Source organism: Arthrobacter sulfonylureivorans (genome assembly GCF_022637435.1).
In the GTDB taxonomy this organism is placed as follows: domain Bacteria; phylum Actinomycetota; class Actinomycetes; order Actinomycetales; family Micrococcaceae; genus Crystallibacter; species Crystallibacter sulfonylureivorans.
The window spans coordinates 2,884,778-2,897,355 of record NZ_CP093326.1; the positions used below are offsets into that span (position 1 = coordinate 2,884,778).

Below are 12,578 nucleotides of genomic sequence, written 5' to 3' on the forward strand. Positions count from 1 at the left end.
TGGGCGCGGGAACTTACTAAGCACGCTGTCCATGATGTAGCGTGTGGCTTACAAGGAGCAGGACCCGGCTTGGCCGGGAGAAAATGAAGTATCACCTAAGTAAAGGAGATGCACGTCATGGGTTTTCTAGCATTCCTCTTGCTCGGACTGATTGCCGGTGCCATCGCCAAGCTGATCCTCCCCGGGCGGCAGGGCGGCGGCTGGATCGCCACCCTGATCTTGGGCGTCATCGGCGCACTCCTGGGCGGCTGGATCGGCGGCATGGTCGCGAGTGTCAACATGAACGAATTCTTCAGCCTCGCATCGTGGATCTGGGCCATCATTGGTTCTCTGGTCGTACTGGTGATCTGGGGCTTCATCACGAACAGGAGGAGCAGCACGGTCTGATTGTGGCCGCTTAAACTGCTCCTTCAGCGGCATCTGGCCCGCCGTCCCCGGAATGGGGGCGGCGGGCCTTTGCTGTGCCTGCCCGCGCAAGCGAAGCTGCCGGCCCTCCACCGCCCCGGTTCTTGCAGGTTTTCTTAAGGGTGGCCATGACAATCTCCACACCAGTGGCCCCGCCGGCCTAGCACGATTCCGGCGGCAGCGGCCATAGCCTTGCGGGTCCGGCGCCCAAGAGCCGGACCCCTGAGGCGGGCCCTATAGGAGGTCATCATCCACTACGAAAGGAGGGCCCGCGGCAAACAGCCGCGGGCCCTCCTGTTTGTCCAGCGGACCAGTCAGCTGGACTGGTTCTCGTAGTCCATGTCCTTGGTCTCCTTGCTCAGCAGCAGGGCGATCAGGGTCAGCACCGCAGCTGCACTCAGGTACAGGCCCACCAGGAAGGTGCTCCCGTCCGCGGCCTGCCACAGCGCCACGGCGATGAACGGAGCCACGGAAGCGCCGAGGATCGACGAGAAGTTGTAGGCGATGGCGGAGCCGGTGTAGCGCACATTGGTCGGGAACAGCTCCGGCAGAATCGCTCCCATCGGCCCGAAGGTCAGCCCCATCAGGGTGAAGCCGATGATCAGGTGCGCCATGGTGCCGGCGAAGCCGCCGCCGAACAGCGGAACCCACAGGAATCCGAAGGCCACAATGCCCAGTGACACCCAGATCAGGGTCTTCCTCCGGCCGTACTTCTCGGCGAGCGGACCAGCCACCAGCGTGAAGATTCCGAAGAACACCACGCCGATGATCAGCATCAGCAGGAAGTCATTGCGGGCATAACCCAGACCGGCGGCAAAGGTGTCCGGATCGAACGGCTTTCCGGCCGCCTCGGCCGCGGCTGCGGCGTCCTCGGCGTTGGTTGCAGCAGTGCCGTAGGAGAGCGTGAAGGTGGTCATCAGATAGAACAGCACGTACGTCGCCAGCATGATGAACGTGCCCAGGATCAGCTGGCGCCAGCTGGTCTTGAATACCCGACCCAGCGGCAGCTTGGTGACCTCGCCCTTGTCCACTACCTTCTGGAAGGCCGGAGTCTCCACCAGTTTCAGCCGGACCCACAGGCCGATGATCACCATCACGGCGCTGGCCAGGAAGGGAATGCGCCAGCCCCAGTCCATGAACTGGTCGTTGGTCAGGTTGATGCTCAACAACAGGAACAGCGAGTTAGCGATGATGAAGCCGATCGGCGCTCCCAGCTGCGGGAACGTGCCGTAGATGGCCCGCTTGTTGGCCGGCGCGTTCTCGGTGGCCAGCAGCGCGGCGCCGCTCCATTCGCCGCCAAGGGCCAGGCCCTGGGCGAAGCGCATGACCACCAGCAGGGCCGGGGCCCAGAAGGACCAGCCGTCCACCTGGGCGGTGGGCAGGCAGCCAATCAGGAAGGTGGCGATGCCCATGGTGAGCAGCGAGGCTACCAAGGTGCCCTTGCGGCCGTACTTGTCGCCGAAGTGTCCGAAGACAATCGATCCCAGCGGGCGGGCAATGAAGGCCACGCCGAAGACCGCAAACGAGCTCAACAGTGCGACGGCGCCGCTGGCATTCGGGAAGAACAGCGCGGGGAAGACGAGCACGGCTGCGGTGGCATATACATAGAAGTCATAGAACTCGATGGAGGTGCCGACGAGGCTGGCGACTATCACGCGGCCGCGGGAGTTCACCGGCGCGGCCGGCGCCCCCTTGGTGACTGGTGCTGGTGTGGACATTGAATAACGGCTTTCGCTCGGATGAATATCGGATAGATTCTAAGCCGAAGAGTCCGAACTCCGGACATTCATTTCATTATGTGGACACCTGTGGTAATAGAGATGCAGCTCATATCTGAAGCGTGCCAGGGGGCTGAAATAACGTTCCAACGCGACGAGCGCACTCTGCTGTTATGCGGGCCACTTCCGAACGGGCCGTGGAACGAGTCTTTGTCGGTAGCGGCTGGCATCCTTCGGACGTGACTAAAGTGGATGTTGTGACTGCCAGCAGTTACGCGAAGAACCGCGGCGAACCGCGCACGCCCGCCGGGGCACGGCATACCCGCACTGCTCGCGAGCCCTACTGCCGTGAGCCCTATGTCCGGGTGCAGCTGGACGGCGGCACGCTCGATGCGAAGGCGATTTCCTGGGACCAAACCAGCGTGCAGGTGAAGTGGATCGATGCGCAGGGTTCTTCACGGACGGCCTGGGTTCCGGCCGCCAAGGTTCGGCGCATCCACCGCGACGAATCCAGCTGGCGCGACCCCTACGATGACTACGCCTTCTACTATCCCGACAGGTAAGGGAGGCGGCCCATACGGCACAATGGATCGGTGACCGAAACATCCGCGCTTGCCCAGCCCACCCTCCCCACGACTCTGCCTCCTGAAGATCCTGCCGCGCTCAGCGCCCGGATCTATGCTCAGCTCGCCCGGGAGCTGGGAGTCAATACTTGGCAGGTCAAGGCAGCAGTGGAAATGCTCGACGGCGGTGCCACCGTCCCGTTCATCGCCCGCTACCGCAAGGAAGCCACCGGGACGTTGGACGACGCCCAGCTGCGCGATCTCGAAGAACGCCTGCGCTACCTGCGGGAGCTGGAAGACCGCCGTCGCGCTGTGCTGGAGGCCATTGCCGGCCAAGGCAAACTCACCGAAGAGCTGGAAGCGGCCGTCAACGCAGCGGATACCAAAGCCCGGCTCGAGGATATTTACCTGCCCTACAAGTCCAAGCGGCGGACGAAGGCCCAGATCGCCTTCGAGGCAGGGCTGGAGCCGCTTGCCGTTGGCCTGCTGGCGGATCCGTCCCAGGATCCGCTGGCAGCCGCGGCACCCTTCCTCAATCCCGAACACGCCATCAATGAGCCGGCGGACGCCCTGGCCGGCGCCCGTGCCATCCTGGTGGAGCAGGTCAGCCAAGACGCCGATCTGGTATCGGAACTGCGGGAACGGCTGTGGAAGCAGGGCCTGGTGCGGGCCGAGGTCCGCGAGGGCCAGGCGGAAACCGGGCAAAAGTTTGCCGACTACTTCGACTTCGCCCAGGACCCCGCCGGCCTCCCGTCGCACCGCGTGCTGGCCCTGCTTCGCGGCGAGAAGGAAGGTGTGCTGAACCTGGACATCAGCGAGGGCAACCCCGCAGATGCCGAGGACTACGCGCAGGCGCGCGGACGGTTTGAGAACGCGGTGGCATCGCGGATGGGCGTGGCCGACCATGGTCGGCCGGCAGACCGTTGGCTGATGCAGACCGCCCAGCTGGGGTGGCGCCGGATCCTGGTCAAGCTGGCGATCGACCTTCGCGTGCGGCTGTTTACCGCGGCCGAGGACGAGGCTGTCCGGGTCTTCGCCGCCAACCTCCGGGACGTGCTGCTGGCGGCACCGGCCGGGAACCGGTCCACCCTGGGATTGGATCCCGGACTGCGCACCGGTGTGAAGGTCGCCGTCGTCGACGGAACCGGCAAAGTGGTGGCCACCGACACCATCTACCCGCATGCTCCGGCCAAGAAGTGGGATGAGTCTTTGGCCTCGCTGGCACGGCTGGCCGACAAGCATGCCGTCGAGCTCGTCGCCATCGGCAACGGCACCGCCTCACGGGAGACGGACAAGCTGGCCACCGAACTGATCAAGCTGATGGGGCCCACCCGCAAGCTGCAGAAGCTTGTGGTTTCGGAAGCCGGTGCATCGGTATATTCGGCATCGGCTTTGGCCTCGGCGGAACTGCCGGAACTGGATGTGTCACTGCGCGGTGCCGTCTCGATCGCGCGCCGTCTGCAGGACCCGCTGGCCGAGCTGGTCAAGATCGACCCCAAGTCCATAGGCGTCGGGCAGTACCAGCACGATGTCACCGCCACCAAGCTGGAGCGGTCCCTTAATGCAGTGGTCGAAGACTGTGTGAATGCGGTGGGCGTGGACCTGAACACCGCGTCGCCGTCCCTGTTGTCCCGGGTGGCGGGTCTCGGCTCGCAATTGAGCGAAAACATCGTCGCCTACCGCAATGCCAATGGGCCGTTTGCCAAGCGCGCCGAACTCAAAAAGGTCCCGCGGCTGGGTGAGAAGGCCTTCGAGCAGTGCGCCGGCTTCCTCCGCATCACCGGCGGGACCGAGCCATTGGACGCTTCCAGCGTGCACCCGGAAGCGTACGGCATCGCCCGGAAGGTCCTTGCCGCGGCCGGCACCACCGCCACGGAGGCGGCACGAGGCGGCCAGTCCCTGGCCGTGCTGGACCCCCAGCAGTTCGTCGACGAAAGCTTCGGCCTTCCGACGGTGGTGGACATCATCTCCGAGTTGGAAAAGCCGGGACGCGATCCACGCCCGCACTTCACCACCGCGACCTTCACCGACGGCGTGGAGAAGATTTCAGACCTTACCCCGGGCATGGTACTGGAAGGCACCGTGACCAACGTGGCCGCTTTCGGCGCGTTCGTGGATGTAGGCGTCCATCAGGACGGGCTGGTCCATATTTCCGCGATGTCGGACAAGTTCGTCTCGAATCCGCACGACGTGGTCAAGTCCGGGCAGGTGGTGAAGGTCAAGGTCTTGGAGGCCGACCCGGAGCGGAAGCGCATTTCGCTGACTCTCCGGCTTGATGACGAAGTTCCCACCGGGGAGGCGCGCCGGCAGGGTGTTGGCCAGACGGGCCGTCCCGGAGATGCGCGCAAGGAAGGCTCACGTCCCGGCTCGGGTGGGGGCAAGCCCGGCCGCCGCGACGGCAAAAAGCCCGGCAGAAATGATGACCGTCAGGCCGGCGACGGAGCTTCCGCGAACACGGCAATGGCCGAGGCCCTGCGGCGGGCAGGCCTCGGAAAATAGAGAACCAACAGCCCAGCACCTCCCGCCGCCGGAGCACTCCCTCCGGACGATGCACAAGGTGCTGGGCTGCCGTTCCCAGCGGATGGTGGACTTGCGGAGACTGGGTCCAAGCCTGGCTCACCTGTGACCTCTGACAAGAGAATGGCGGACGTCGCTTAAGGTCCGCATGGGGTTTCCGAAAAACTCGCTCAGTTTTTGCCGGGCGTCGCGCGATGCGCCGCACGCCAACGGCAGCCACAATTGGTGCTCAAGAGTTACCAAGGTTGGGCGCGCTCGCGCAGGCTGGACACGACTGTCGCTTACGATAAGAGGTAGTTCGACACCGCAACCAACTGGAAAGGAGTACCGCCCCATGCTCACTTCTGGGCGCGCCTCCGCTTCCGGCTCCGAGGTGACGGCATGACCGCCGTTGCAGCCGAGGTTCCGCTGGTGCTGGACTCGGTGCTGGAGAAACTAGCGACGGATCTCGGCGACCACGACGGCAGTATGCGCCGGCGCTTCATTAACAATTATGTGGAGCTGTGGGATCACCGCTACGGCAGGGTCTCCGGTGCGGTGTTGGCACGGGATGCCGACGACGCCATGGATGCCATCCTCAGCTTGAAGATCTCCAGCAGCATGGTCGGGGCCGGACGGCTTGGCCGGATGGCAGAGCATCTCGAAGGGCTGGTCCACGGGCAACTGTTCGATGCGGCTGCCACTCTGCTGGATGAACTGCGCGCCTGCGGGATGTCGACGACGGCAAAGCTGCGCAGCTACCACCTGGCGTAGCTGGTTACCGCTTCGGTGCCAGGCTATAGCCCACACCGCGGACCGTCTTGATCCAGCGCGGGGCCTTAGTGTCGTCGCCAAGCTTGCGCCGCAGGTTCGCCATGTGCACCTCAATGGTTCGCTCGTCGGAGTCTGAGATATAGCCACCGGTGTTGTACGGCTCGTTCCGCAGGCGGCGAACCAAATCAGCCTTGGTCCGCACCACGCGTCCGCTTTCCATCAAGGCGTACAGCAGGTCGAATTCGCTGCGGGTCAGGTCAAGTTCGCGTCCCGAACGGATGACCGTACGGGCACGGTTGTCCACTACGATCCCGTTGTGCTCAAGCACGCCGTCAGCGGCCGGGACCGGCGCGGCAAGGCTTGGCTCGACGCCGGCCTCTGCAGCCACCGCAAGCGCCGTGCCGCCTCCGGCGACGGCCGGAACCGCGGCGCCGCCGGACGGCGACAGCTGCAGGCCGGCCTGTCCGCCGCCGCCCACTCCTGCACCCTGCAGAACGGGTTCCGGCACGGGGGCATCGGTCGTTACGGCCACGCCACCCGACGGCGTTGAGGCGCCCACGGCGGCACCGCCGTCGTTGTCCTTGGTGGCGCGCGGACGCCGCAGCATGGCGGTGATCCGGGCGCGCAGTTCGCGGGGGCGGAACGGCTTGGTCAGGTAGTCATCGGCACCGGTTTCCAGGCCCAACAACGTGTCCAACTCTTCGGCGCGCGCCGTCAACATGATGATGTACGTGTCGCTGAAGCGCCGCACCTGGCGGGCCACCTCGAAGCCATCGATGTCCGGCAGGCCGAGATCAAGGGTGACAACATCCGGATTGTGGCGTTTGATCGCGGCAACGCCTTCCATTCCGGAGGACGCAGTATGAACCGTGAATCCGGAGCTGGACAGCACCGTCGAGATCAGCTCCCTGATGTCCAGGTCGTCCTCCACAATGACGGCAGTTCGCTGCTCGCTCATTCCTTGTCCCCCAACTGATCTACTTTGGTTCATCGTTTCAATCACTACTTATTGGTGATTGTAGTCGCAAAGTCGGACAATTTGGCGCACTTTATGCCGGAATGACGGCGGAGTCTGCCGCCTAGAGATGTACGTGCAGACGCCGTGCGGCCTCGGAAATCGAGCCGGTCAGCGACGGGTACACCGTGAAGGTGTTCGCAACGTCGTCCACATGCAGCTTCTGTGTGACGGCCAGGGCGATCGGGAAGATCAATTCGGAGGCCCGCGGGGCCACCACCACTCCCCCGATCACGGTGCCGGAACCGCGGCGGGCGATGATCTTGACGAAGCCGTCGGAGACATTCATCATCTTGGCCCGCGGGTTGGTGTTCAGCGAGAGCTTGATGATGTCGCCCTGGTACCGGCCGGAGGCGACATCTTCCTCCGTGACACCGACGGTGGCGATCTCCGGACTGGTGAAGATGTTGGACGCCACCTGGGTGAGCTTCAGCGGCTTGACGTAGTCGCCCAGCAGGTGCGCCACCGCGATCCGACCCTGCATGGCGGCCACGGAGGCCAAGGCCAAGACGCCGGTGCAGTCGCCGGCCGCGTAGATGTTCGGTGCCGTGGTGCGGGAGACGCCGTCCACCTTGATGTGGCCGCTCTCCGCCAGAGCCACGCCAGCCTCTTCCAGCCCGATCCCGGCGGTATTCGGCACACCGCCGACGGCCAGCAGGCAATGCGATCCCTCAACCACGCGCCCGTCGGCCAGGGTGACCAACACGCCGTCGTCCGTTCGTTCCACACCCGCGGCGCGCGACTTGGACAGCACCGTCATCCCGCTGCGCGCGAAGACGTCCTCGAGCACAGCGGCAGCGTCCGCGTCCTCGCCCGGCAACACCCGGTCACGCGAGGAAACCAGGGTGACCCTGGTGCCCAGCATCCGGTAGGCGGAGGCGAACTCCGCTCCGGTCACGCCCGATCCGACCACGATCAGGTGTTCGGGAATCTCGGTCAGGTTATAGACCTGGGCCCAGTTGAAGATCCGCTCGCCGTCGGGCTTGGCGGTGGGCAGTTCCCGCGGCGTGGCGCCGGTGGCCAGCAGGATGGCATCCGCTTCCACGGTCTCGGTCCCGGCATCGGTCGTGACAACAATCGCGTTCGGCCCGGACAGCTTGCCCTCGCCCAGGATGACCCGCACGCCGGCTCGCTCCAGACCGTGGTGGATGTCCGCCGACTGGCTCTCGGCCAGCTTGAGCAGCCGGTCGTTCACGGTACGGAGGTCGGCGTAGGCAGCCTTCGAATGCTCATCAAAACGGACACCCAAGTCATGGGCGCTGGCCACCCGCCGCATGGCATCCGCCGTGGCGATCAGGGTCTTGGACGGCACCACGTCGGTCAAGACGGCCGAGCCGCCGAGTCCTTGCCGCTCGATGATGGTCACCTTGGCGCCGAGTGAATTGGCCACCATGGCCGCCTCATACCCGCCGGGGCCCCCGCCCAGGATCACTAGACGCGGGGCACTGAAATCTATTTGGCTAGTCACGGACTTCATTGTGTCGCATGCCCACCACGGCCTCAACCTGCACCGCGGTCGGCAGCCGGGCGGCAGCGACATCGGGGCCGGCAGCGGACTTCCGGAAAGACCAGACCGACGACGGCGGTGCCGGCCCTTTTAGCTTTCAGCAGCAGTTGGGCAGCGGGTAGGTTAGGTGCTGTGACTACAGATCCCTTTGAACTGGCCGCCGAGGCAGCCGCTTTCCTCGCCCAGCAGACCGGTGTTCCCGCCCATGATGTGGCCTTGGTGCTCGGCTCAGGCTGGGGCGAAGCCGCCGGCCTCATCGGCGAGACCACACACACGATTCCGGCCGCGGACATCCCCGGGTTCTCCGCCCCCGCAGTGGAGGGCCACGTGGGCACCATCGGGTCTGTCCTGACCCCGGACGGCAAACGTGTTCTGGTGCTCGGAGCCCGCACCCACTATTACGAAGGCAAGGGCGTGCGCGCCGTCGTCCACGGTGTCCGCACCGCCGCGGCGGCCGGCTGCAAAACCTTGGTCCTGACCAACGGCTGCGGCGGACTTAACCCGGCCTGGGCGCCCGGTACGCCGGTGCTGATCAGCGATCACATCAATCTCACCGCCGCGTCACCGCTGGAAGGGGCTACCTTCGTTGACCTGACGGACCTCTACTCGGAGCGGCTCCGCGCTGTGGCCCGGGAGGTCGACCCCAGTCTGGACGAAGGGGTGTACGCACAGTTCACCGGCCCCCACTACGAGACGCCGGCGGAAGTGCAGTATGCCAAGCGAATCGGTGCGGATCTGGTCGGCATGTCCACGGCGCTGGAGTCCATCGCCGCCCGCCACGCGGGCATGGAAGTATTCGGTATTTCACTGGTGACCAACCTGGCCGCCGGTATCAGCGACACCCCGCTCAGCCACGCCGAAGTCATCGAGGCGGGACACGCTGCAGGACCGCGGATCTCTCGGCTGCTGGCCGGCATCGTCGCCAAGCTGTGAACGGGAGCGAGATGACCGCAACAACCGACGAGCTCATGGCCGCTGCCGCGGCCTGGCTGGGGACTGACCCGGACCCGCAGACCCGCCAGGAGTTGCAGGACCTGATTGCAGTTGCGGACGGCGATGGTCCGGAGGCCGCAACGGCCCGGGCCGAACTGGCAGACAGGTTTTCCGGCACGCTGGCCTTCGGTACGGCCGGGTTGCGGGCCGCCTTGGGTGCGGGTCCGTTCCGGATGAACCGGGTGGTGGTGCGCCAGACCGCGGCCGGCCTGGCCCGGTTCCTGCTGGATTCCGCCGCCGGCGAGTACGCTCCGCGCGCCGTGGTCGGCTTCGACGCGCGCCGGAACTCTGATGTTTTTGCCGCCGAATCGGCCGCCATCTTCACTGCCGCCGGCATCGAAACCTTCCTCATGCCGTCGGCCCTGCCCACCCCGGTGCTGGCGTACGCGGTCCGGGCGCTGGGCTGTGAAACAGGCGTGATGGTCACCGCCAGCCACAACCCCGCCAACGACAACGGCTACAAGGTCTATCTGGGCGGACGCGCCGTGGACGAAGGCGGACGCGGCGCCCAGATCGTGGCACCTTACGACGCCGAAATTGCCGCCCGGATCGACTACGTCCCGGCCTTGGAATCGATCCGCCTGGCCGAGGAAGGCTGGACGGTCCTGCCCGACGCGATCGCCGCCGACTACGCGGCGGCCGTGACCGCGCTGGCCGATCCCCGGCTGTTCCCCGAGCGGGACCTGAAGATCGTGCTCACCCCCATGCACGGGGTAGGCGGGGCCACCATGCGGGCCGTCTTTGAGCAGGCTGGTTTCACTGACGTCACGATGGTGGCCGCGCAGGCGGATCCGGATCCTGATTTCCCGACCGTGGCGTTCCCCAATCCGGAGGAAGCCGGAGCCATCGACCTGGCCTTGGAGACCGCGGCGGAAGTCGATGCCGATCTGGTCATTGCCAATGACCCCGATGCCGACCGCGCGGCCCTGGCGGCCAAAGATCCCTCGACCGGCGCCTGGCGGATGCTTCGAGGCGACGAGGTCGGCGCCCTGCTCGGCGCGCACATGGCCGCGCGTTTGGCCGGCCAGGACCAGCTGACCCCGGAAAACGACGCGCCCGGCCAAAGCCGGGTCTTCGCCAACTCCATCGTCTCTTCCCGGCTGCTGGGCAAGATCGCGGCCGACGCAGGCACCCAGCACGTGGAGACCCTCACCGGCTTCAAGTGGATTTCCCGCGTCCCCGGTTTGGTCTATGGCTATGAAGAGGCCCTGGGCTACTGCGTGGCACCGCATCTGGTCCGCGACAAGGACGGCATGTCCGCTGCCCTGCTGCTCGCGGAGCTGGCCGCCGATGTTCAGGCCTCCGGCCGCACCCTCTTTGACACGCTCGACGAGTTGGCCCTGCGGCATGGGCTGCACGCCACCGACCAGCTCAGCGTCCGGGTGGAGAACCTTGCCCTGATTCCAGCCATGATGGACCGGCTCCGTGAGCAGCCGCCGTCGTCATTCGCTGGGTCTCCGGTGACGGACTGCACGGACTTGTCCCTGGGCAGCGGAGCACTGCCGCCCACTGACGGGATGCTGTTCCTCAGCCAGGACGAGACACGGGTGATCATCCGGCCCAGCGGTACCGAGCCCAAGCTCAAGTGCTATCTGGAGGTCATCCGGCCGGTCGGATCGGCGGAGCAGCTGCCCGCCGTGCGCGCCGAGGCCGCACAGGCACTGCAAGCGATCAAGGCGGACATCCGCGCAGCCCTTGGACTGGTGGAATAACGCCTTTTGCGCCACGCACGACTGTGGGACGATGCTGCCATGGCCATCGAAGAGGACTACTCGCCATCCTCGCGGGACAGGCACCAGAGCCCCGACGACAAGCCGGAACACAGGGCGTCGGAAGAACACGTCCCGGCGGACGACGAGCGTGCCATCGCTCGCCGGCGGAAGGACGCCGAGGACAAACTCGAGGAACACCGGCGTGAGGCCGAACAACACGGCCATCCGACGGGCGGCAGGCACTGACAGGTATCGGCCCTGCGTCGCCTGCCCGGGCGGGGCTGTGCGCTGGGCTCCCCCAGCCGATGTCCACGATATGCAAGGATGGATGTTCCTGGACCCAGCAGATGAAAGGGATGGCCATGTCTGAAGACAGCACACCCGGATCCGCGCCGAGCGAGACCTATCACGACCCGACGTCGATCGCTTCGGTCATCGACCACACCCTGCTGAAGCCCGAGGCTTCCCGCGAGGACATCCTCAAAGTCTGCGAGGAGGCGGTGAAATACCGCTTTGCCGCCGTCTGCGTGAACCCCTTGTGGACCGCCTTGGTGCACAGCACGCTCAAAGGTTCCGGCGTCAAGACCTGTTCGGTCATCGGCTTCCCGTTCGGTGCCACGCCTACCGATGTGAAGGTGTACGAGGCCCGCGGCGCCAACTTGGACGGTGCCGACGAGATCGACATGGTGATCGACATCGCCGCCGCCCGCGCGAATGACCGCGACACCGTCTTCGCGGACATAGCGGCCGTGGCCGAAGCCGTCCACGCCGGCGGCGCCATCCTCAAGGTCATTCTGGAAACCCATCTGCTCTCCGACGAGCAAAAGCGCATGGTGTGCGAAGCCGCGGCAGAGGCCGGCGCTGACTTCGTCAAGACCTCCACCGGTTTCAGCGGCGGCGGCGCCACCGCTGAAGACATCGCGCTGATGCGCGATGCCGTCGGGCCGCAGCTCGGTGTCAAGGCTTCCGGCGGCGTGCGCTCCATCGATGACGCGCGCGCCATGCTCCGGGCCGGCGCAACACGAATTGGCGCCAGCTCATCAGTGGCTATTGTTAATGGTGAGCAAGCCGCCGGCGGCTACTGATGTCGCATCGCACTATCGAGGAGAAACACCCCATGGCCCATCCCAAGCAGCGCACCCATTCGGGCGAGGGACACTTGGTCAGCAATCTCATCACGTTCGTGGTCATCATGCTGATCTTTTTCGGTTGCCTGTACGCCTTCAGCCTGGAACCGGTCATCGGCGCCATCCCGGCGTTCGCCATCGGAATAGGCCTGTTCACTCTGGCGTTCTTCATTCCCAAGCAAATCCTCGGGCGCTCCGACACCCACCACAACGCCTGAGCTAACACTCAGGCTTTCCGGGCGCGCAGCCGAGGGGCAGAATCTGCCCC

12 protein-coding genes are annotated in these 12,578 nt (G+C 65.6%); 9 read left to right on the plus strand and 3 right to left on the minus strand.

The window, feature by feature from the left end; all coding sequences use genetic code 11:
- Nucleotides 1-117 precede the first annotated feature (117 nt).
- On the plus strand, nt 118-387 hold the full coding sequence (locus tag MNQ99_RS13325; protein ID WP_127511865.1) for a GlsB/YeaQ/YmgE family stress response membrane protein: 270 nt from the start codon (nt 118-120) through the stop codon (nt 385-387).
- 332 nt (nt 388-719) lie between these two features.
- On the opposite strand, the gene MNQ99_RS13330 is transcribed toward MNQ99_RS13325, so the two are convergent.
- A complete protein-coding gene (locus MNQ99_RS13330) occupies nt 720-2,123 on the minus strand; it encodes an MFS transporter (protein WP_127511866.1) in 1,404 nt (467 codons plus the stop codon).
- A gap of 257 nt (nt 2,124-2,380) precedes the next feature.
- On the opposite strand from MNQ99_RS13330, the gene MNQ99_RS13335 reads away from it, so the two are divergent.
- The 3 genes from MNQ99_RS13335 (at nt 2,381) to MNQ99_RS13345 (ending at nt 5,956) form a co-directional block, all read left to right on the plus strand.
- Nucleotides 2,381-2,686: a hypothetical protein gene (locus MNQ99_RS13335; protein ID WP_241913263.1), complete on the plus strand. Its 306-nt coding sequence runs from the start codon at nt 2,381-2,383 to the stop codon at nt 2,684-2,686.
- Between the two features lie 75 nt (nt 2,687-2,761).
- Nucleotides 2,762-5,185 carry a Tex family protein gene (locus tag MNQ99_RS13340; protein WP_241915371.1) on the plus strand — a complete coding sequence of 808 codons (2,424 nt, stop codon included), beginning with the start codon at nt 2,762-2,764 and terminating at the stop codon, nt 5,183-5,185.
- A gap of 399 nt (nt 5,186-5,584) precedes the next feature.
- The gene (locus tag MNQ99_RS13345) at nt 5,585-5,956 is read left to right on the plus strand and encodes a hypothetical protein (protein WP_127511869.1); all 372 of its coding nucleotides are present in this window, start codon (nt 5,585-5,587) and stop codon (nt 5,954-5,956) included.
- Between the two features lie 4 nt (nt 5,957-5,960).
- Here MNQ99_RS13345 and MNQ99_RS13350 read toward each other — a convergent pair whose 3' ends face one another.
- Both MNQ99_RS13350 and MNQ99_RS13355 read right to left on the minus strand, forming a co-directional pair.
- Entirely contained in the window at nt 5,961-6,914 is a 954-nt protein-coding gene (locus MNQ99_RS13350; RefSeq protein ID WP_127511870.1) for a response regulator transcription factor, read from the minus strand.
- Between the two features lie 121 nt (nt 6,915-7,035).
- Nucleotides 7,036-8,439: an NAD(P)H-quinone dehydrogenase gene (locus MNQ99_RS13355; protein WP_127511871.1), complete on the minus strand. Its 1,404-nt coding sequence runs from the start codon at nt 8,437-8,439 to the stop codon at nt 7,036-7,038.
- A 171-nt stretch (nt 8,440-8,610) separates the two neighbouring features.
- Here MNQ99_RS13355 and MNQ99_RS13360 point away from each other — a divergent pair, with 171 nt between their 5' ends.
- The 5 genes from MNQ99_RS13360 (at nt 8,611) to MNQ99_RS13380 (ending at nt 12,528) form a co-directional block, all read left to right on the plus strand.
- Entirely contained in the window at nt 8,611-9,411 is an 801-nt protein-coding gene (locus tag MNQ99_RS13360; RefSeq protein ID WP_241913264.1) for a purine-nucleoside phosphorylase, read from the plus strand.
- A gap of 11 nt (nt 9,412-9,422) precedes the next feature.
- Nucleotides 9,423-11,183 carry a phospho-sugar mutase gene (locus MNQ99_RS13365; RefSeq protein WP_241913265.1) on the plus strand — a complete coding sequence of 587 codons (1,761 nt, stop codon included), beginning with the start codon at nt 9,423-9,425 and terminating at the stop codon, nt 11,181-11,183.
- A 39-nt stretch (nt 11,184-11,222) separates the two neighbouring features.
- Nucleotides 11,223-11,429: a hypothetical protein gene (locus tag MNQ99_RS13370; RefSeq protein ID WP_127511874.1), complete on the plus strand. Its 207-nt coding sequence runs from the start codon at nt 11,223-11,225 to the stop codon at nt 11,427-11,429.
- Nucleotides 11,430-11,545: 116 nt separating this feature from the next.
- Complete coding sequence (gene deoC, locus MNQ99_RS13375; protein WP_127511875.1) at nt 11,546-12,268, plus strand: deoxyribose-phosphate aldolase; 723 nt, start codon at nt 11,546-11,548, stop codon at nt 12,266-12,268.
- A 32-nt stretch (nt 12,269-12,300) separates the two neighbouring features.
- Nucleotides 12,301-12,528, plus strand: coding sequence for a hypothetical protein (locus MNQ99_RS13380; protein ID WP_127511876.1), 228 nt, complete (start codon nt 12,301-12,303; stop codon nt 12,526-12,528).
- The last annotated feature ends 50 nt before the right edge of the window (nt 12,529-12,578 follow it).

Excerpts from the sequence above, each read along its gene's own strand:
- MNQ99_RS13325 (WP_127511865.1), top strand. The coding sequence starts at position 118 with ATGGGTTTTCTAGCATTCCTCTTGCTCGGACTGATTGCCGGTGCCATC.
- MNQ99_RS13330 (WP_127511866.1), bottom strand. The coding sequence starts at position 2,123 with ATGTCCACACCAGCACCAGTCACCAAGGGGGCGCCGGCCGCGCCGGTG.
- MNQ99_RS13345 (WP_127511869.1), top strand. The coding sequence starts at position 5,585 with ATGACCGCCGTTGCAGCCGAGGTTCCGCTGGTGCTGGACTCGGTGCTG.
- MNQ99_RS13350 (WP_127511870.1), bottom strand. The coding sequence starts at position 6,914 with ATGAGCGAGCAGCGAACTGCCGTCATTGTGGAGGACGACCTGGACATC.
- MNQ99_RS13365 (WP_241913265.1), top strand. The coding sequence starts at position 9,423 with ATGACCGCAACAACCGACGAGCTCATGGCCGCTGCCGCGGCCTGGCTG.
- MNQ99_RS13370 (WP_127511874.1), top strand. The coding sequence starts at position 11,223 with ATGGCCATCGAAGAGGACTACTCGCCATCCTCGCGGGACAGGCACCAG.
- deoC (WP_127511875.1), top strand. The coding sequence starts at position 11,546 with ATGTCTGAAGACAGCACACCCGGATCCGCGCCGAGCGAGACCTATCAC.
- MNQ99_RS13380 (WP_127511876.1), top strand. The coding sequence starts at position 12,301 with ATGGCCCATCCCAAGCAGCGCACCCATTCGGGCGAGGGACACTTGGTC.